This is a genomic window from Bradyrhizobium murdochi (genome assembly GCF_000472965.1).
GTDB lineage: Bacteria > Pseudomonadota > Alphaproteobacteria > Rhizobiales > Xanthobacteraceae > Bradyrhizobium > Bradyrhizobium murdochi.
In genome coordinates, this window is record NZ_AXAU01000017.1 from 120,776 (window position 1) to 141,148 (window position 20,373).

Genomic DNA, 20,373 nt, shown 5'->3' on the forward strand with positions numbered 1-20,373 from the left:
TCCCGGCCGCGATCTCTCACCTTGCGTTCCCCGGACGCTGCGCCGCGTCCGGGACACGAGATTGTCGTCTCGCATCTCTCCGCGCATGGCCGTTTTCGCCGGATTTACGTCATTTCAGGCGGATGACTGCGGCTGTAGAGTGCGGTTGGTCGATATGAGTGAGGCGCGTGCCGGCAAACCGATGAATTCGCGACGTGTATTGTGGAGTGCGCTCGGCGCAGTCGCGCTTGTCGCCGTGATCGGCGGAGCCTGGATTTTCTCGTTGCCACCGGCGCCCTCGGCCGCGGCCCCGCCGGCGATCGCGCCCGACGAGCGCGATGCGACGATCGCGGCACTGAAGCCGCCGAAGCGGCAGCGCCCGCTGATCGCCATTATCGGGATCAACGACGCCACCGAGACCACCGACTATCTCATGCCCTATGGCATTCTCAAGCGCGCCGACGTCGCCGATGTCGTCACGCTGGCGACGAGACCGGGGCCGGTGACGCTCTATCCCACGCTCAAGGTCGAACCGCAGGCGACCGTGGCGGAGTTCGATGCGCAGCATTCTGACGGCGCCGACTATGTCATCGTCCCCGCCATGAGCCGCGACGACGATCCCGAAGCGCTGCAATGGATCCGAAGCCAGTCGGCCAAGGGTGCAATCGTGATTGGCGTCTGCGTCGGCGCCAAAGTGGTCGGCGATGCCGGGCTGCTGCACGACAGGCAGGCCACGACGCACTGGTATTCCGTCAAGGAATTGCGCAGCAAGCATCCCACTATGCGCTACGTCAAAGACCGGCGGCTGGTGGTCGACAAGGGCGTGGCGACGACCACCGGGATCACGGCGTCGATGCCGATGTCGCTCACCTTGATCGAGGCGATTGCCGGCCCCGACAAGGCGCGCGCCGTCGGCCGCGAGATCGGCCTCGCCGAGTGGGATGTGCGCCACAACAGCGACGCATTCAAGTTCACGCGCCCATTTGCGCTGACGGCTATCCGCAACACGGCCGCGTTCTGGGCGCATGAGCGGCTCGGCATCGAGCTCAAGAGTGGCGTCGACGAAGTGTCGCTGGCGCTCGTCACAGATGCCTGGTCACGAACCTATCGCTCACAGGCGGTGACGTTCGCCAGTGCGGCCGGCGCGCAGCAGAGTCGCGGCGGCTTGCGGATACTTCCCGACCAGGTCGCGGCGAACTGGCCCGCGGCGCGATTACTGCCGTCTGTCGCAGATCGCAAGCCAGCGGAAGCGCTGGACCACGCGCTTGCGGGCATTGCCGCGCGCTACGGAACAGATACCGCCGACTTCGTCGCGATGCAGTTGGAATATCCGAAGCGTCCAGCGCCGTAGGCTGGGCAAAGCGACGGGTCGCGCGAATGCGCGCCCGGGGCGTGCCCACCATCGAACGAGATCGTGGATGAATGGTAGGCACGGCGCTGCGCGCCTTTGCCCACCCTACGGCACGCTCCCAGACCTCATCCTGAGGAGGCGCGTCAGCGCCGTCTCGAAGGATGAATGCCACCAGCGGGCCGCATGGTTCGAGACGGCGCCAAAGCGCCTCCTCACCATGAGGGTTTAAGCGCGGCCACGCCGCCCCGAGCACCTCACCGCCACGGCTCGACGATGATCTTGGTGTGCACTTCCGGGTTGGCGAGATCGGCAAAGGCCTTGGCGACACCATCGATGCCGACGGTGGCGGTCACCATCGAGGCGGCGTCCACCTGCCCTTCCGCGATCAGGCGGAGCGAATAGGCGAATTCTTCGGGCGTGTAGCCGAGCACGTATTGAACGTTGAGCTCCTTCAGGATGCCGAGCATCGGCTCGGAGCGGTCGGTCTCCATGCAGACGCCGACCACGACGATGCGGGCATCGCGCGGCGCGCCCTCGAACACCTGCTGGATCAGGCCAGGCACGCCGACGCATTCGAAGATCAGCGCGGGTTTCAGCGCCGGCAACAGCGCCTGCAGCGGTGGGCGCGCGGCCTTTTCCTCCGACGACATCTGGGCGTGCTCGGCCCAGGTCGCGTAGGGCTGCGAGCGTGCGGGATCGACGACAACGTCGGCGCCGAGCTTTTCGGCGAGCGCGCGGCGTGCCGGCGAGTAATCGGCGGCCACGATCGGGTGCAATCCCCTGATCTTCAGCGCTGCGATGACGGCGAGCCCGACCGGGCCGCAGCCGATCACCAAGGGCACCTCGCCTCCCGCGATGTTGGCTTTTGCCACGGCATGAACGCCGACCGCGAGCGGTTCGGTGAGCGCGGCGTGCTCGGCGGCGAGGCCGTTCGGAACTTCGAGCAGCAGGGCTTCGCTGAGCAGCAGGCGCTCGGCATAGGCGCCGACATTGTCGTTGGAATAGCCGATGCCCTTCGGGCCTTCCGGCGTCAGCAGCGCCGGCAGCGAGCAAACCCTGGTGCCGGCCTTGAACTTGCCCGTGGTGCCAGGACCATAGTCCAGCACCTCGCAGCAGAATTCATGGCCGAACACGACGTCGCGCGAAAGGTCCATCGGCTTGCGGCCCGGAAAATGCTTGGCGAGCTCCACCATGTGGTGCGCGTGCTTGCGCGCATGCAGGTCGGAGCCGCAGATGCCGCAGGCCAGCGACTTCACCAGCACCTGCCCGGCACCGGGCTTCGGCTCCGGCATCTCGTCGACGACAATTTCCCCGTTGCGGAAAATGGCTGCGCGCACAAAGATCCTCCCGGTGATTTTTGCTCACCTTAGAGCACTATCGGTTCTAATTGAAATCAGAACCGATGCGCTATTTTTTTGACGCGTTTTCTTCACGCGAACCGGGGGCCACCCCGCAGCAAGTGCGGGGCAGGCTTTCGCTCGAAAACGCTAGCGGGAGGATCACCACGAATAGCGGACAACGCCCTTGCCGGCGTAGGAACTGGTGACGTCGGACAACTGTCCCTCGAAGATCGCGGCAGCCGACCAGCCGTTCAGCCATTTCATCTCGGCCGCACCTGTGACGAGCGCGGAATCATGCGCCTGCGCCGCGCCGTTGACGACGAAGGCCGCGCCCGGCAGTGTCTGAAAAAGCGCCGTGACGTTGCGATCGGTATTGAAATCGTGCGCCCAGGCAGCACGGCCGCGCAAGATCAGGACACCATTTTGCACGGCGTAGGACTTGTCGGTGCGAACGCCGAGTTCGCTGCGCGAGGCCGTGACGTCCTTGGCCGCATAGCTCAACGCAAAGGTGCCGGCACCCGCCAGCACCTGCTCGGCATAGGCCGGCAGGCTGTAGGTGGTGAACTGGCCGGCGGCATAGGGCGTGATGCCCATCCACGGCGTCGTATAGCGGTAACCGCCCTCGATGCGGCCGGAATAAGCGTTGGCGTTGAACTCGGCGCGCAGGCGCTCGAAGCCGGCCACTGTGACGGTGCGCTCCGTGGTTACGTCCTGCCAGCCATAGGCGGCAGCGGCGGTGACGTAAGCCTGACCCATATTGTGCCGCACGAAGGCGCCGACCTGAAACAGGTCCGAGCGCCCCGAGCCGAACCCCGAGACGCTGAAATTGGTGCCGCCGCCGGCAAGCGCAAAGCCTGCCAGCGTGTCGCGCGAGAGGCGATAATCGGCACCCACGGCAAAGCCGAAGACGCGCGCGGTCGCGTCGTTCGAGCCGAGCGCGGCATTGCCTGACGTGTTGCTGCCGCCGCCGAAGGCGGAGCCCCAGACGCTCCAGCGCTGGTCGAACAGATCGTTGCGCGCGATGTCCGTCTTGGTCGGGAATTTGGCAAAGGCATCGCGCGCGGCGCGGGGCTTCTTCGCGGCATAGCCGAGCGCGCTCTCCTCGGCGAACGGGATTGCACCGGTGTTGCCACCGAGGCCGCCATTGCGGCCCGCCACGAACGTATCCGAGATCAGCGACAGGAACAGGTTCATGGCATCGAAAGTCGCCTGCTGCGATCCGGTCGCCAGCTCACCGGAGACCTGCGTCAGGCCGGCCGGCGAGAGCGAGGCGAAACCGGCCGGAATGCCGCCGGTGGTATTGAAGAAATTGGCCAGCGCGTTGGCGACGTTCTGCTGGTTGACGTTGAGGCCGCCACCGTAGTTCAGCGCGAAATTGAGATAGACGTTGTTGGCGTTATAGCTGAGGCTCGGGTTCAGGTTCGGCGAAACGCCTGACACAACCGGGTTGAACGTGTCCGCTACGCCGCCGGTCGCGGTCAGGATCGTGTATTGCTTCGTCACCGTGCCGCTCGGAATGACCACGACGGTGGCGCCGCCGAGGGTCGCCACGCCGGTGACCCGGGTCAGATCGCTGCTCGTACCCGAGATTTCGACCATGTAGCTCGAGGCCGCCGAGAACGTCAGGCTGCTCGCCACATTGAGAGTGCCGATCGAGTTGCCCGGCGCCAGCGCGCCGCCATTGACGACGACATTGTCGATGGTGCCGGTGCCGCCGAGCGTGCCGCCGGCGTTCACGGTCACGAGGCCATTGATGACGCCGTTGACCGAGAACGTGCCGCCAAGCACGTTCCAGTTCTGCGCGCCGGTGCCGATGACGGTCCAGTTCGAGCTGTCGACCTTGTTGAAGATCGAGAAGCCGTCATATTGCTGGCCCGCCCCGATCAGGCTGAGGTTGAAGGTATCCTTGCCGGTACCGCCGAGCTGCAACGTATCTGTTCCGTTGCCGATCACGAGGCCGTTGATGACGCTGCCGGGCCCGAGCGTCAGGGTGCTGTTGCCGCAGCCGCAGAGTTCGATCGCCGCGAATCCAGCCGCTGCATTGATCGTGCCAGAGTTGAAAACCGTGCCGGTGCCCTGGAGTAAAATACCCGTCGCGTCCGCGCCGACGTTGATCGTTCCGGTGTTGATGATGGAGTTGCTGCCGCTGAAACTGCTGACGTCGATTCCTACGGCGGCGAAGCCAATTCCGACGGTGATGGTGCCGCTGTTGGTGATGGTATTGGAATCGCCGAGCACGACGATGCCGACCGTATCGGCGACAATGCCGAGTGTATCGTCGCCGAGAAGGATACGGCCGCTGTTGCTGATCGTGGCGGACGAGCCGTTATAGGCGATGCCGGCGCTCTCGGTGCTGCCATTGATGGTGCCGAAATGGGTGATCAGGGCGCGATCGCCCTGCGCCACGATCCCGGCGGTGCTGTTGGCGACGTTGATCACGCCGCTGCTCGTGATCAGGGCATCGTTGCCGAACACATCGATTCCGACGCTGAGGGGACCCGCGTTGATCGTGCCGGCATTGTTGACGATGGCGCGATTGCCCTGCATCGAGATGCCGGAGGCTTGGCCGAATATGGTAATGATTGCGCCGGCGAGGTTGCTGACGGTGTTGTCGTCGTTGATCGCCAGGATGCCGTCCGCCGGCCCGGGCGCGGTGATCGTGATTTGGCCTGCGTTCGTCACCATGCTGTTGCCGGCGACGAAGATTCCCTGACTTAGGTCGGCCATGGTAATGACGCCGGAGGCGGCGTTGACAATCGTGTTGTTCACGCCGGCGAAGATGCCGGTGCTCAATGTCCCGCCGGTGATCGTTCCGCTGTTGGTAACGGTATTGAAGTCATTGACGCCGATGGCCGAGCCACCGCCGCCGTGGCTGACGCTCGCCCCCTCCAGCACGCTGACGGTGAGATTGTTGACGCCGCCGCCGGCCTGAAAGCCACCGGGCGTGTTGCCGCTGCAGGTGACGGTCTGGCCGCTCGTCGCCGGATCGGGCGCACACGCCGCGTTGGCGGGTGCCGCCGACAGGCACGCACCGAAGAGAAACGCCGACATCGCGACTGCCCACGCAGCCGCATCCCGGCGGCGTCGGCCGTGCGCCGACGATGGCAACTGAAAAAGCAACGCCCGAACCCCATTTTATCAGGCGCTCTGCTGGCGCCATCGGAACCCACTAACACGGGTTCCGCCGTAGAATTACGGATGCGGGGTTGAATCGGCCAGATCTGCGCCACAACCGAGCGTTTTGCGGCGTCGCTGTGGCACCCGCGCCACGTTTTGGGCGTCCTACGAAAGGCAGGATCAGGCGTTGGGCGACGCCTCGCCCGAGACCGTCAGGAGCTGCGACCGGCGGACCCGCTCGCGATGGGCGGTGTAGAGGCCGCTAGCGACGATGAAGGCGGCGCCGGTGATCGTGTAGGCATCCGGGACTTCGCCGAAGATCAGAAAGCCGAGCACGCTGACCCACAGCAATTGCGTGTAGGAAAACGGCGCCAGCACGGAGGCGTCGGCATAGCGGAACGCCAGCACCACGATCCACTGCCCCGCGGTCGATGCGACGCCGATCAGGATGCCGAAGGCGATATCGTGCCAGGTCGGCGTCACCCAGACGAACGGCACCAGCGCGGAAAGAATGAGCAGGCCCGCGATCGACGAATAGGTCATGGTGGTGATGGCGCGCTCGGTGCCACTCATCATCCGCGTCATGATCAGCGTGCAGGCCCAGGCCAGCGCCGAGACCAGCGGAAAGAACGCCGCGGGGTGAAACGCGCCGGTGCCGGGACGCAGAATGATCAGCACGCCGACCAGGCCGACGCCGGTCGCGATCCAGCGGCGCAGGCCGACCTTCTCGCCGAGAAAGATGATCGACAGCGCGGTGACGAACAGCGGCGCGACGAAGCCGGTGGCGGAGGCCTCTGCAATGGGAAGAAACCGCAGGCCGGAGATGAAGAACAGCGACGAGCCCAACAGCGCCGCGCCGCGCAACAGATGCAGGCCGCGGCGTTTGGTCTGCAGCGCATAGAGCGGGGAACCCGGCAGCATCGCCGGCGTCATGATCATCGCGAACACCAGGAAGCGGATCCAGGCGATCTCGATCGAAGGCAGGGTCGCGGACAGATATTTCGCCGTGACGTCGGAGGTGCCGAGAAATACCGTCGAGGCCAGCACCAGCGCGATGCCCTTGAACGGCCGATCGGCGCGCGCGGGCGCCTTGCGGATCGTCGACTTCTTTTCGGGCAAAGGCAGATGAACGCTGTCCAGCCTGGCGGCTGCGGCGGGGGGCGGTGTCACGGCAATCTCGATAGGCAGCAATTTTCGAATCGGGCGAGGTTGTAAAAAACACCAATTCGCCCAATGCGACTAGGTCCGAAAACAGGATGCCGATATGCGCTGAGGGCGCGATGGCAACACTTTGTTAAGGCAATACTTTGTTAAGGACTGCGCAGATGAGCGCGCTACCGTCCTCGCAGCGCCAAAATCTTCTCCGCGGCGCGCAGATGCGGTTTGTCGATCATCTTGCCGTCGATCTTCACGACACCTGACGTCGGATTGTCGTTGAACGCTTTCACGACCTTCTCCGACCAAGCGATTTCCTCATCGGTCGGCATGAAGGCGGCATTGACGACATCGACGTGCTTGGGATGGATCACCGCCTTGGCAAGGAACCCATCCTGTCGCGCGGCAATGGATTCTTCCCGGAGCGCGTCGAGATCGTTGATGTCGGTGGCGATGGTATCGATAGCGACGACGCCCGCTGCGGCCGCGCTGATCAGGCAGAGATCGCGCGCCAGCAGGAACGGACCATGAAAGCGGCCGCCGGTCCGGTTGCGCGACGCACCGAGCGACGCGGCGAGATCCTCAGCGCCCCACATCATGCCCCACAGCCGCGGGCTCATGTTCTCGAAATCCAGCAACTTGAGCACCGCCCTCGCCGTCTCCGTCGCTACGGTGACGATCCTCGTCGATCCCTGCTCAATCCCGGCGGCGGCCTCGAAGGCATCGAGATACAGCGACAGACGGTTCACGTCGGCAGCGCCGGCGCATTTCGGCAGCACGATGCCGTCAGGTCGGCCCGGCATGACGGCGGCCAGGTCGCCAAGCGTCAAGTCGGTATCGAGCGCGTTGACGCGGACATACATCTTCTGGTTCGGATTCCGGGCATCGAGCATCTCGCCCACGATCCGCCGCGCGCCGACTTTCTCATCCGGCGCAATCGAGTCCTCAAGGTCGAGGATCAGCGCGTCGGCCGCGGTCTTCTTGGCGCTCTCGAACTTGCGCAGACTGTCGCCGGGAACGAACAGGAACGATCGCATCAGTTTACGCCTTTGGTTTGCAATGCATCAGGCCGGTCCGGCGGCAGCTCGCCACCACCTCGCCGCGCTGATTGGTCATGGTGTGCTCGAACTCGACAATGCCCTGGTTCGGCCGCGACTTGCTCTCACGCTTGGAAATGATTTTGGTATGCGCCCTGAGCGTATCGCCGTGGAATACCGGTTTCGGAAATTTCACATCGGTCATGCCGAGGTTGCCGATCGTGGTGCCGAGCGTGGTATCGTAGACGCTCATGCCGATCATGATGCCGAGCGTATAGAGGCTGTTGAACAGCCGCTGGCCGAATTCGGTATTCTCGGCGAAATGCGCGTCGATGTGTAGCGGCTGCGGATTCATGGTCAGGAGACTGAACAGCGTGTTGTCCATCTCGGTCACCGTGCGGCTGAACTCGTGATGGAATTCGCGGCCGACCTCGAACTCCTCGAAATACAATCCAGCCATCAGCGCCCCCTGTAGTTTGGCGTTCGCTTCTCGACGAACGCATTCAAGCCTTCCTGACAGTCCTCCGTCGTTGCAACGAGTGCAAAGCTCTCGGCGGCATTTTCGACCGAGCGGCGGAAATCGGCGTCGACCGCCCGCATGAAAGCATCGCGCCCGATCTTCATGACGATGGGGGATTTGGCAGCAAGCTTGCGCGCGATCTCCCGCGCCCGATCCAGCGCGGTTCCCTTCGGAACGACCTCACTCAGCAACCCCATGCGAAAGGCAGTTGCGGCATCGAAAGGCTCGCCGAGAAACAGCGGCCCAAAAGCCTGGTGCTTGCCGACCAGCCGCGGCAATTGCACGAAGTGAATGGCCGGGATCAGCCCGACATCGATCTCGGGATAGCCGAAGGTACAGCCTTCCCCGGCGATGATCATGTCGCAGGAGATCGCGATCGTCATGCCGCCGGCGCGAACCGCGCCGTCGACTGCAGCAATCGTCGGCTTCCCCATGCGATACTGGATATCGTTGAGCGCGAAGTACAGCCGTTCGAGGAATTTCTTGGTCTCGATCCCGGGCTTGCCGCGAACAATATCCAGATCGAGCCCGGCGCAAAACACCTTGTGCGCACTGCCAATGATGACGGCGCGCACCGCTTCGTCGTCCCTCGCCTTCGAAAGCGCCGCCAGCAACGCATCGATCAGGTCCATGCTGAGTGCATTGACCGGCGGGCGATCCAGCATGATCTCGGCAATATTGCTAGATACGGAATAACGAACCAGATCGGTACTCATGCCGTGCCTCCCCTGACCCGGCGCACCGCGCCGGCCTCGACCAGATCGTCGATAGTGCTAGGCTGAAAGCTACAGCGCGAGATAGCGCTGCCGAATATTGTCGTTGGCTTTCAGCTCTTCGATCCCGGACGTGTAGACGATCTGGCCCTTGTCGATAACCGTCGCGTGGCTCGCAAGGCCAAGGCAAAAATGCATGTTCTGCTCGGCGATCAGCACAGTGGCTCCGGTGCCACGGAGCTGCCGCAAGAGTTCGCCGATCCGCTGCACGATGATCGGCGCCAGCCCCTCGCTCGGCTCGTCCAGCAGCAGCAATGCGGGATTGCCCATCAGCGTGCGCGCGATCGCCAGCATCTGCTGTTCGCCGCCGGACAGCCTTCCCGCGATCCGGTGCCGTAGCGGCTCCAGCAGCGGAAACACGTCATAGATACGCCGGATCGGCCATTCGTCCTCGCCATTGGGACCCTTCTTGGCACCGATGACCAGATTGTCCTCGACCGTGTGTTCGGGGAAGATCTGGCGATCTTCCGGTACGAAGCCGAGGCCGGCGCGCGCGATGTGATGCGGCTTCAGCCCGGAGACAACCCTGCCTTGCAAGGTGACCGTGCCGCGGCGGGCCGGCGCGAGCCCCATGATGGCCTTGATGGTGGTCGATTTGCCGGCACCGTTGCGGCCGAGCAGCGCCATCGTCTCGCCCTGCCGCACCGACAGGCCGACGCCGAACAATATCTGGCTGGTGCCGTAATAGACGTCGAGATCTTCGACCTGCACGACCGGCTGCGCACTCATACAGTGATCCCCGCATGGTGTTCGGTGCCGAGATAGGCTTCGATCACCGCCTCGTTGCGGCGGATCGCATCCGGTTTGCCGGTTGCAAGAATGCGGCCGTAGCAGAGCACGACGATCTCGGGCGCGATCTTGAACACGATATCCATGTCGTGCTCGATGAACACCACCGTGATCTTCTGCGTCTCCCAGAGCTCCCTCACCTTCTCGATCATCCGCCAGCGTTCTTCGGTGCCCATGCCGGCGGTTGGCTCGTCGAGCAGCAGCACCTTGGGATCGAGCACCAGCGCGAGTGCGATATCGAGCAGCTTCTGGTCGCCATGCGACAGCGTCGCCGCAGTCCGGTTTCGCTTGTTGGCCAGTCCCAGCAATTCCATCGCATGCTCGGCGCGGTCGCGGGTCTCGGCCAGCGGGAAGCGACGGTGCAGAACGCTGGCTTTACGCTGATCGGCACAGACCGCTGCCAGCATCGTCTCCTGCACCGTCAGCGATGGGAAGATGCTCGCAACCTGAAACGCGCGGCCGATGCCGTGGCGAACGATCTCAGGCGGCGTGCGCCCGGCCAAGTCGAGGCCGTTGAGCAATATCTGGCCAGCGTCGGGCGTCAGCGCGCCGGTGATCAGGTTGAAGAACGTGCTCTTGCCGGCGCCGTTGGGGCCGATCACGGCGGTGAGCGAACCATCTGCAAAGTCGAGTGTGACATTGTCCGTCGCCTTGACGCCGCCGAAAGACTTGGAAAGGGAGCGTATCTCCAGCATGATCTAAGTGCGCTCCCTCACCCCGTCATTCCGGGATGGTCCGCAAGGACCAGACCCGGAATCTCGAGATTCTCCGATGTGCACTTGCACATCGTAGTTCGCGCTGCGCGCGCCCCGGAATGACTGTGCAATAGCTCCACGTGTCATCGCCGCTCCCCGTCGCCGTTACGGCGTTGCGCGTACCATTCGACGACGAAATCCATCAGGCCCTTCCGCAGGCCGATCGCAAAGAAGAGGATCACGATCCCCAGCACGAGGCCGTGATAATCGGTCAGGCGGGTGACGGTGTCGTTGAGGATCAGGAGCAGCACCGTGCCGACCATCGGCCCGAGGAATGTGGTCACGCCGCCGAGCATGTTGATGAAAATGCCCTCGCCCGAAATAGTCCAATAGGCGAATTCCGGATAGGCCCCGGAGACGAATAGCGCCATGATGATCCCGCCGGTCGAGGCGAACAGCGCCGCGAGCACAAAGATCGTCAGTTTGGCACGCCAGACGTCGATGCCGATGAAGCTCGCACGCGTTGCGTTGTCGCGGATCATCCGCAGCGTGTAGCCGAATGGCGACTGCGCGATCCGATGCATCAAGAACAGCCCGATCACCAGCAACGCGCAACTCGCGACATAGAGATGCAATTGGTTCGACAGATCAATGCCCAAAAATGGCGGCCGCGGAATGCCGCCACGTAATCCCTGATCGCCGCCGGTCAGCGATACCCAGGACAGGATCGTCGAGTGGATCAGCATCTGGAACGCCAGTGTTACGAAGGCGAAATAGATTTCCTTCAGCCGCACGCAGATGGCACCGATGACGAGGGCGACGACAAACGTGATAGCCAGCGTGGCAACGAAAGCCACCGGGACGGGAACACCAGTCTTCTGCATCATCAACCCGAAGCCGTAGGCGCCAAGGCCGAAGAACATGCCGTGGCCAAACGAAATCAGGCCGGTGTAACCGACCAGAAGGTTCAGCGACGTCGCGAACAGCCCGTAGGCGGCGCAGCGGATCACGAAGTCGAGCAGCAATTTGCTGCTGAAGACCGCCGGCAACAGCGCCAGCAAGACAAAGACCGCAAGCGCGATCAGGGCATCCCGATTGCGCCGCGTCTTTGCTTCATGGGAGACCTCGAGTGCCTGCGCGCCCTGCTCGGCCTGCAATTCGGTCATGCGACCTCCTTGCCGAACAGGCCGGTCGGCCGCGACACCAGCACGATCACCATGAACAGGTACATCAGCCCTTCGGTAAACAGCGGAAAGCCGAGCGAGCCGAACGAGCGGATCATGCCGATCAGGAGCGCACCGATCAACGCACCGAGGATCGAGCCCATGCCGCCGATCACCGTGACGATGAAGGATTCGATCAGCACCGAAAATCCCATGCCCGGCGTCAGCGAACGCACCGGCGCCGCAAGTGCGCCGGCAAGTCCCGCCAGCATGCCGCCGAGTGCGAACACCCCGCCGTAGATCAGGCCGGTGTTGATGCCGAGCGCGGATACCATGCCAGGGTTATGGGCGGCAGCCCGGATTACCTTGCCGATCCTGGTGCGGGCAAGGCCGAGCCCGAGGATCATGGCGGCCGCGAGCGCAACACCGATTAGGAGCAGATAATATGGTGGCACCACCCCGCCGGCGATGAACAGCGGCACCACCTGGAACGCCGCCGGCATGCCCATCGATTTGAACTCGGGCCCCCAGATCATCCGCACCACGTCATCAAAGATCAGCACGAAGGCGTAGCAGACGAGAAGCTGCATCAACACGTCTGCGCCGTAGACCCGGCTCATGAAGACGCGTTCGAAGATCAGACCGAGGATGGCCGTACCCGCCGCACCACACAGCATCGCCAGCGCAAAACTGCCGGAGAACTGATAGGCCGTCATGGCGAAATAGGCGCCGAACATATAGAAGGCGCCGTGGCTGAAGTTGACGACCTTGAGTACGCCGAAGATCAGCGTCAGCCCGACGGCGACGAGAAACAGCAACATGCCGATGATGAAGCCGCTGGTGGTTTGCGTCACCAGACAGGCGGAGCTGGCGAGACAGCCGGTAAGCGCGTCGAGGTCCAAGGGAACACATCCATTCCAGCGCGCCGGAACAGCACGCGAAGATCATTCGGCGGCGGACGGGCGGCAGCTTGCGCCACCTCCGCCGTCGCGGTCAATCAGGTGTAGCCCTTGCTCTTCTTCCACTCGGCTTCGAGTTCGAAGATCGTCTTCCAGTCGCCCGCTTGAACTTGCGGCACGTAGGGCTCCTGCGGGATCGTGGTTCCCCAGCCGATCGCATAGCCTACCAGCGTCTGGTCCTCGGCGCGCATGGTGACAGTGCCGTCGGCGCCGAACGGCGACTTGATCTTCAGGCCGCGGAGCGCCTCCGCAATCTTCTTGCCATCGGCCGAATTCGCCTTCTTGGACGCTTCCGCGAGCAGCATGATCGCCGTCGCATTCTCCCACGACCAGTTGGTCGGATATTCGTTGTATTTTGCTTTATAGGCGTCGCCCCACGCGGCGTTCTCCGGGGTTGCAGGATATGTCTTGATGTAACGGTTACCCGAGTGAATGCCCTTCGGCAGGTTCTTCACGACAGTCAGCGCGGTGTAGTCGGCCATGTTGACTGCGAACACTTCCATCTGACTGAACAGCGCGTAGATGTTGGCCTGGTCGATGTAGGACGTGAGGTCGCCGCCCCACAGGCAGGAATACAGCGCCTGCGGCCTGGCCTGCAGGATCTTTGTCACGACCTCGGTGTAATCAGGCTGGAACAGCTTTGGCCAGGACTCGCTAATGATCTCGATGTCAGGCGCAAAACGCTTCAGATAAGTGACGTACTCGGCCGTGGTATCGCGGCCATAGGCGTAATCGGGCGAGCAGGTCGCCCATTTCTTCAGCCCCTTGGCCTTGGCGATCGTCGCAGCGTAGCTGCCGCCGACGATCGAGTCATGCACGCCCTGGCGCGCGGTGCGGAAGGCGTTCGGAATGTGCTGCTTGGGATCGGCGGTCAGCGCGGAAGTTTCCGAATTGGTGTGAAGGCAGAGCACGCCAAGATCGCGCGCCACTTCGTGCACGGCGAACGCGCCCGACGACGCTTCCGCGTCGATCAGAATTTCGCAGCCGTCCGTGTTGACGAGTTCGCGTGCGACGCGGGCTGCTTCCTGCGGCTGCCCCTTGGAATCGCGGATCACCATCTCGATGGTCCGGCCAGCCAGACCGCCAGCAGCGTTGACCTTTTCGATCTCCAGCATCACCGCATTGCGCGACGAGGTTCCGAGCTGCGCGACGCGCCCGGAGAGAATGGTCGGCATGCCGATTTTGATGGTCTTGGCTTGCGCGCGCGCCACCCAAGGAGTCCCAAATGGCGTCGCGATTGATACGGCACCGGCGCCCATTATCGCCAACGTCGCACGTCGGCTTACGCCCGGTTTGCGGGTTCTCGTCATTGCTTCCTCCCTGTGGGGTTGGCGTTCCCAATCCCTCCCGGAGATCGTGGCGTCTCCGTATGATCTGAGGATTTCAGAGCGAGGGGGGTGACGTCAAGCCAAATATGAATTACGAGTCAGAATTCATCTTTGGAGAGGCGATTCCGGAAACCGACCGTTCGAGCTGATAATGATCAACCTTTCGACCTTCATCGCTTTTCACGCCAGGCGGACGCCGGACCGCTGTGCGCTGAAATACCGCGGCGAGGACGTCTCCTACGCCGCGTTCGATGACCGCATCCGGCGGGTTGGCGGCTGGCTCGCCGCGCGCGGCATCGGCCCCGGCGACGTCGTCGCGGTGTTGATGCAGAACAGCACGGCGTTTCTCGAGCTGGCATTTGCGACCAGCCACATCGGCGCGGTGTTTCTGCCGATCAACTACCGCCTGTCTGCCGACGAGGTCGGTTACATCGTCGCTAATTCCGGTGCGCGCATCCTGATTGCGGACGAAGAACTCGCAAGCATTGCCGCAGGCGGCGCACCGGTGGTTCTGCTCGATGCGTCAGCACAATCCACGGTCACACGCCTTGCGCCCGATATCGCGCCTGCCCCGATGCAGGTGCGGCAGCCGCGCGACCTGATGCGGCTGATGTACACATCAGGCACAACCGACCGCCCCAAAGGCGTGATGCTCACTTACGAGAATCTATATTGGAAATCGGCCGATCAGACGCTGGTTCTGGGGCTGAATGCCGAAACGCGATTGCTGGTGGTCGGTCCGCTCTACCATGTCGGCGCGCTCGACCTGCCGGGTATTGCGGTGCTCTGGCATGGCGGCCTGCTTTCCATCCACCGCAACTTCGAGCCCGAGCAGGCGCTCGCCGCGATCGAAGCCGAGAAGCTGAACGCCGCCTGGTTTGCACCGGTGATGACGACCGCGATCCTCACCTGCCCGACCAGCGACCGCTACGATGTCTCCAGCCTGGGATGGGCGATCGGCGGCGGCGAGAAAACCCCGGAAGCGCGCATCCGCGCCTTCTCAGCGTACTTCAAAAATGCCCGCTACATCGACGCCTATGGGCTGACGGAGACCTGTGGCGGCGACACTTTCATGGAAGCCGGCCGCGAGATCGAAAAGATCGGCTCGACGGGGCGCGCCATTGCCCATGTCGAAATCGAAATTCGCGATGACGCCGGCAACCGGCTGCCATCAGGCCAGAACGGCGAGATCTGCCTCCGCGGCCCCAAGGTCACGCGGGGCTATTGGAACGATCCCGAGAAAACCGCGGCCGCGTTCTTCGGCGACTGGTTTCGCACCGGCGACATCGGCTATCTCGACGAAGAGGGCTTTCTCTATCTGACCGACCGCAAGAAGGACATGATCATCTCCGGCGGCGAGAACATCGCCTCCTCCGAGGTGGAGCGCGTCATCTACGAGCTGCCGCAGGTGCGCGAGGTCGCCGTGATCGGCATGCCGGACGAGCGCTGGGGCGAGAAGCCGGTCGCGGTCGTGGTGCTCACGGATGACACCATGTTGGAATTGCCTGATCTCATCGAACATTGCCGCACGCGCCTCGCCAGCTTCAAGGTACCGAAGCAACTCATCATCCGCGATCATCTACCGCGCAATCCTTCGGGCAAGGTGCTCAAGCGCGTACTGCGCGCCGAACTGGAAACCCACGCATGACGCAATCATCGCAAGCCGCATCCGGTAAGGTCACGAAGTTGAACCGCGTCGAACGCAACGCCTGGACCAAGCGCAGATTATTCGACGCCGCCACCAAGATCGTGGGCAAGTACGGTTACGCCGAAGCTTCCGTCGCCCGCATCACCGAGGCAGCCGGCGTGGCCCAAGGCACGTTCTACAATCATTTCGAGAACCGCCAGGAACTGCTCGATCAATTGCTGCCGAAGATCGGCATCGACATGGTTCACTTCATCCGCGAGCGCACGGGGACCGCAGATGCCGCAAGGCAGGAGATCGAGCGCTTCAGCGCCTTCTTCGATTTCATCCGCGAGGTGCCTGAGTTCCTGCGCATCCTCAATGAGGCCGAATATTTCGCACCGGTCGGCTACCAGAAGCATCTCGATAATATCGCGACCGCCTATGTGCGCATTCTCAAGCGCGCGCGCACGGCCGGCGCCATCGTTGATTTCAGCGACGAGGAGTTCGAAGCCATCGTTCACATGTTCATGGGCGCGCGCGGCTACCTGAGCCGGCGATACTCATACACCGGCGGCGCGGTAACGGCCGCGCCCGACCACGTCATCTCCGCCTACCGAAAGCTGGTCACGCGCGGGCTGTTCACACCGGACAAAGGCAACAGCCATGACCGCTGAAGGCATCGTTCTCGTCACCGGCGGCTGCCGCGGCATTGGCGCCGCGACCGCAACGCTTCTCGCGGCTCAAGGCCAGAAGGTCGTTATTGTCGATATTGCGCCCGAACCACTCGCGGAAACGCAAACCATCCTGTGGCCCGCGCCCTTCGATGTCGCGAGCGAAAGCGCTGTTGTCAGCGGAATCGCCGATATCGAGACCGCGCACGGCCCGATCACAGGTCTCGTCAACGCCGCCGGCGTGTTCGGCAAGATGCACAAAATCGAACGCGTGCGGATGGAACAATGGGACCGCGAGGTCAATATCGACCTGCGCGGCACCTTTCTCGTCGCCCGCAGCGTTGGCGTGAAGATGGCCGAGCGCCGGCGCGGCGCAATCGTCAACGTCGCCTCCGTTGCCGGCATGACCTCAGGCCCGATCCACGCCTATACCGCGGCAAAGGCCGGTGTCATCCAGATCACGCAGACGCTGGCGGCCGAATGGGGACGCAGTGGCGTCCGCGTCAACGCGGTCTCGCCCGGCTTCACCCGCACGGCGGCGCTGGAAGCCGGCATCGCTTCGGGTGCGCTGAACAAGAAATGGCTCGAAAACCCGACCGCGATGAACCGACTGGTCGAGCCAGTCGAGGTCGCGCAGGCAATTGCGTGGCTGCTTTCACCAATGAGCAGCGGCATCACCGGAATCAACCTTCCTGTCGATGCCGGCTATATCGCCGGCACCACCTGGGCCGCCTATGGCGGCTTGCCGGAAGCACCAGGCGCGTAAACAAGGACACCAGCATGAATATCGAGCTGCCGCGCAAGAAACTCGATCTGTCATCAGCCATCGCCGAGGGCGATATCCGCGTCCTGCTGATGGTGCTGGTCCACATGACCGGCGATGAGCGCTGGCTGGAACCGCCTTACCGGCCCAAGCGCGACGTCCGCCTGATTCCGGATCCGCAGGCCGGCATGCCCCCGGAAATCCAGGCCGAGATCCGCGCGGCCGTCTTGAAGCTGTTCGCAAACGGTGAACCGAAACCCGTCATCACCGATCCCGGCAATGAGCTGATGGTGAAGATGATGCGGGCGACGCTCGGCGAAGATGTGGCACCTGAATATGCGCCGCTGATGCGCGAGGAAATGGGCTTCATTCCCCGGGAAGCGCGCTGGACCAAACCGCCATCGAACGAAAAGCTGGCGCAGCAGCACGTGCTGATCGTCGGCGCCGGCGTCTGCGCCATTGCGCTCGGCGTCGCCCTTGGCCGGCTCGGCATCCACTACACCATCGTCGAGAAGAACGACGAACTCGGCGGCACCTGGTATGTCAATCGCTATCCCGGCTGCGGCGTCGATACGCCCAACCACTCGTACTCGTTCTCATTCGGCCGGCGTAATCCGTGGACGCGCTATTTCGCCCAGCGCCAGGAATTGCTCGACTACCTCAGGAAGGTGGCGCTGGAATACGACATCCGAAAGCATCTCCGCCTCAACACGGAGCTGACATCGTCGCGCTGGGACGAGCGCAAGCGACGCTGGATATCGACGTTGAGGACCGCCAATGGCGAAGAGATCTTCGAATCGACCACGCTGGTCAGTGCGATCGGTCAGCTCAACGACCCTCACCCTGCGCCCTTCAAGGGCGAGGAAGATTTCAAGGGCGTGATGCTGCACTCCGCCCTGTGGTCCGACGACATCAAGCTCGATGGCAAGCGCGTCGCCGTCATCGGCACCGGCGCTACCGCCATGCAACTGGTGCCGTCGATTGCCGACCGTGTGGCGTCGGTCGCCGTTTATCAGCGTACCGCGCAATGGGCGCGCCCGGTGGCGGGCTATTCCGATCCCATCACCGAGGGCGCGCGATGGCTGCTCGCGCATCTGCCGTTTTATGTGCAGTGGTACCGCTTCAACATGTTCTGGCGATACGGCGACGGCCTGCTGCCCTTCCTGCGCAAGGACCCCGACTGGCCGCATCCCGAGCGCGCCGTCAACAAAGGCAATGACCGGCATCGCGAAGAGCTCACCAATTTCATCCACTCGGAGTTGAAGGACCGCCCCGATCTGATCGAGAAATGCGTGCCGACCTATCCGCCTTATGGCAAGCGCATACTGCTCGACAATAACTGGTTCAAGACCCTGACGAAGCCGAATGTGGAACTGGTCACCGACAGGATCGACCATTTCGCGCGCGACGGCATCGTCGCCTCCGACGGCAAGTTGCGGCCCGCGGACATCATCGTCGTTTCCACCGGCTTCAAGGTCACGGAAATGGCGGCTCGCCTCAACATCACGGGGCGCGATGGAAAAAATCTGAAGGCAGCCTGGGCCAACGACAACCCGACCGCCTATCTCGGGCTCACGGTGCCGGACTTTCCAAATCTCTTCGTGATGCTCGGCCCCAATTCGGGTCCGGCGCATGGCGGCAGCGTGATCTTCCAGTCGGAGTGCCAGAGCCGCTACATCTCGGCGTGCCTCATCGAGATGATCGAGCAAGGCATCACTGCGATTGACGTTCATCCGGAAGCGCACGATCGGTACATCAAGAAAGTTGATGCCGAGCACGAGCAACTGATCTGGACGCATCCCGGGATGACGACCTATTACCGCAACAAGCAAGGTCGGGTTTTCTCGGCAATGCCATGGCGTTTCGTGGACTACTGGGCGATGACCCACGATCCTGATTTACAGGATTACCGCCACACGAAGGGCTGACATCCAATGCCCGCGGGAACCCGGCGGATGTGTAACTTGACACCTGACTCTAACTGCCGCAGCATTTAGCACGCTGCACCTGCAGGAGTCGCGGAGCGTTCGGCTCCCCGCTCCGCAGGCATTGGCGATTCGGTTAGATGACCGAGACGACACGCAGCGGAAGCGGACGTATCGTCCGTTGGCCAACTCTTGGAGAGGAGCATGACGCCACCGGATCAGACCGGTGACCTTGCTCAGCGCAAGGTCCAGGTGCGGTTGAGGTCGTAAGCAGCTGCCAGCCTCATTGCACCTTCAACAATCCAAACCTATCCGCGGGACTGGAGCGCAAAGGCCACGCGCAAGCCGGATCCTGAGAATATGCTGGTGTCTACCAGAGATCCTTCGCCTATAACGAAGATGTAGGGCCCCGCGATGCTCTCATGCACCGGGGCCCATTCGTTTTGGCGGGCTCATTCATTTTGAAATGTCAAAACCGCGTCGCATGGTTCCATGCTCTATTCGGATCGGAGATACTGATCCGATGGAACAGGGAAACGCCATGAATAGACTGCGCGTCCGCATCTACACCGACTACAAAAGCCCCTACGCGTTCGTCGCCAACAAGCGGCTGTTCGAGCTCGAGGAGATCTACGGCGTCGAACTCGAATGGCTGCCCTACACGCTGCGCATTCCGGAATTCATGGGCACGGTGGAAGAGCGCACACCGCATTTCTGGCGCAAGGTGCGCTACGCCTATATGGACGCGCGCCGCTACGCCAACGCACAGGGCCTCGTCATGAAGGGTCCGCGGCGCATCTACGATGCCTTCCATGCCAGCGCCGGCATGCTGTTCGCCCAGCGCCACGGCCTGTTCCGCCCTTATCATGACACGGTATTCCGCCGGTTCTGGAGTCATGATCTCGAGATCGACGAACTCTCCGATATTTCCGGCGTGATCGCCTCGCTCGGCGGGTCGTCAGAAGAATTCGAAGCTTACGTCCACGGCCCCGCGCGGGCCGAACACGACCGCATCATCGACGAGGCGGAAGCGCTCGGCGTGTTCGGCGTGCCGACCATGATCTTCAACGGCGAATTGTTCTGGGGCGGCGATCGCATCGACATGCTGATCGAGCGCATCAATAACCCGGAATCGATCGTGACGGCGCTAGGCAGTCGCCATCAGGCGTGAGATCGCCGAC

At 62.9% G+C, this 20,373-nt stretch carries 17 protein-coding genes; 6 read left to right on the forward strand and 11 right to left on the reverse strand.

Going from position 1 to position 20,373, the window contains the following annotated elements; genetic code table 11:
* The first annotated feature begins 181 nt into the window (after positions 1–181).
* Complete coding sequence (locus YUO_RS0127275; RefSeq protein ID WP_028350120.1) at positions 182–1,330, forward strand: DJ-1/PfpI family protein; 1,149 nt, start codon at positions 182–184, stop codon at positions 1,328–1,330.
* Positions 1,331–1,584: 254 nt separating this feature from the next.
* Here YUO_RS0127275 and YUO_RS0127280 read toward each other — a convergent pair whose 3' ends face one another.
* The 11 genes from YUO_RS0127280 to YUO_RS0127330 form a co-directional block, all read right to left on the reverse strand.
* A complete protein-coding gene (locus YUO_RS0127280) occupies positions 1,585–2,667 on the reverse strand; it encodes a zinc-binding dehydrogenase (protein ID WP_028350121.1) in 1,083 nt (360 codons plus the stop codon).
* Between the two features lie 162 nt (positions 2,668–2,829).
* Positions 2,830–5,721, reverse strand: coding sequence for an autotransporter outer membrane beta-barrel domain-containing protein (locus YUO_RS0127285; protein WP_083754734.1), 2,892 nt, complete (start codon positions 5,719–5,721; stop codon positions 2,830–2,832).
* A 246-nt stretch (positions 5,722–5,967) separates the two neighbouring features.
* Complete coding sequence (locus YUO_RS0127290; protein ID WP_028350123.1) at positions 5,968–6,912, reverse strand: DMT family transporter; 945 nt, start codon at positions 6,910–6,912, stop codon at positions 5,968–5,970.
* A gap of 209 nt (positions 6,913–7,121) precedes the next feature.
* Positions 7,122–7,979: an HpcH/HpaI aldolase/citrate lyase family protein gene (locus YUO_RS0127295; protein WP_028350124.1), complete on the reverse strand. Its 858-nt coding sequence runs from the start codon at positions 7,977–7,979 to the stop codon at positions 7,122–7,124.
* Positions 7,980–7,983: 4 nt separating this feature from the next.
* Entirely contained in the window at positions 7,984–8,439 is a 456-nt protein-coding gene (locus tag YUO_RS0127300) for a MaoC family dehydratase (protein WP_028350125.1), read from the reverse strand.
* A complete protein-coding gene (locus tag YUO_RS0127305; RefSeq protein WP_028350126.1) occupies positions 8,439–9,215 on the reverse strand; it encodes an enoyl-CoA hydratase/isomerase family protein in 777 nt (258 codons plus the stop codon). Before YUO_RS0127305 ends, YUO_RS0127300 begins: the two co-directional genes overlap by 1 nt.
* Positions 9,216–9,284: 69 nt before the next feature.
* Complete coding sequence (locus tag YUO_RS0127310) at positions 9,285–10,001, reverse strand: ABC transporter ATP-binding protein (RefSeq protein WP_028350127.1); 717 nt, start codon at positions 9,999–10,001, stop codon at positions 9,285–9,287.
* Entirely contained in the window at positions 9,998–10,756 is a 759-nt protein-coding gene (locus tag YUO_RS0127315; protein WP_028350128.1) for an ABC transporter ATP-binding protein, read from the reverse strand. Before YUO_RS0127315 ends, YUO_RS0127310 begins: the two co-directional genes overlap by 4 nt.
* Before the next feature lie 143 nt (positions 10,757–10,899).
* A complete protein-coding gene (locus YUO_RS0127320) occupies positions 10,900–11,922 on the reverse strand; it encodes a branched-chain amino acid ABC transporter permease (protein ID WP_028350129.1) in 1,023 nt (340 codons plus the stop codon).
* Complete coding sequence (locus YUO_RS0127325) at positions 11,919–12,821, reverse strand: branched-chain amino acid ABC transporter permease (RefSeq protein ID WP_028350130.1); 903 nt, start codon at positions 12,819–12,821, stop codon at positions 11,919–11,921. The genes YUO_RS0127320 and YUO_RS0127325 overlap by 4 nt, the downstream gene beginning before the upstream one ends.
* A 95-nt stretch (positions 12,822–12,916) precedes the next feature.
* Positions 12,917–14,188 (reverse strand): ABC transporter substrate-binding protein, encoded by a 1,272-nt coding sequence (locus tag YUO_RS0127330; RefSeq protein WP_028350131.1) that lies wholly within the window; start codon positions 14,186–14,188, stop codon positions 12,917–12,919.
* 169 nt (positions 14,189–14,357) lie between these two features.
* Here YUO_RS0127330 and YUO_RS0127335 point away from each other — a divergent pair, with 169 nt between their 5' ends.
* The 5 genes from YUO_RS0127335 (at position 14,358) to YUO_RS0127355 (ending at position 20,363) form a co-directional block, all read left to right on the forward strand.
* The gene (locus tag YUO_RS0127335) at positions 14,358–15,854 is read left to right on the forward strand and encodes an AMP-binding protein (protein WP_028350132.1); all 1,497 of its coding nucleotides are present in this window, start codon (positions 14,358–14,360) and stop codon (positions 15,852–15,854) included.
* The gene (locus YUO_RS0127340; protein WP_028350133.1) at positions 15,851–16,507 is read left to right on the forward strand and encodes a TetR/AcrR family transcriptional regulator; all 657 of its coding nucleotides are present in this window, start codon (positions 15,851–15,853) and stop codon (positions 16,505–16,507) included. Before YUO_RS0127335 ends, YUO_RS0127340 begins: the two co-directional genes overlap by 4 nt.
* Positions 16,497–17,270, forward strand: a complete 774-nt coding sequence (locus YUO_RS0127345) for an SDR family NAD(P)-dependent oxidoreductase (RefSeq protein WP_028350134.1) — start codon at positions 16,497–16,499, stop codon at positions 17,268–17,270. The genes YUO_RS0127340 and YUO_RS0127345 overlap by 11 nt, the downstream gene beginning before the upstream one ends.
* Positions 17,271–17,284: 14 nt before the next feature.
* Positions 17,285–19,195: a flavin-containing monooxygenase gene (locus YUO_RS0127350; RefSeq protein WP_028350135.1), complete on the forward strand. Its 1,911-nt coding sequence runs from the start codon at positions 17,285–17,287 to the stop codon at positions 19,193–19,195.
* A 538-nt stretch (positions 19,196–19,733) separates the two neighbouring features.
* Positions 19,734–20,363: a 2-hydroxychromene-2-carboxylate isomerase gene (locus YUO_RS0127355; protein ID WP_028350136.1), complete on the forward strand. Its 630-nt coding sequence runs from the start codon at positions 19,734–19,736 to the stop codon at positions 20,361–20,363.
* The last annotated feature ends 10 nt before the right edge of the window (positions 20,364–20,373 follow it).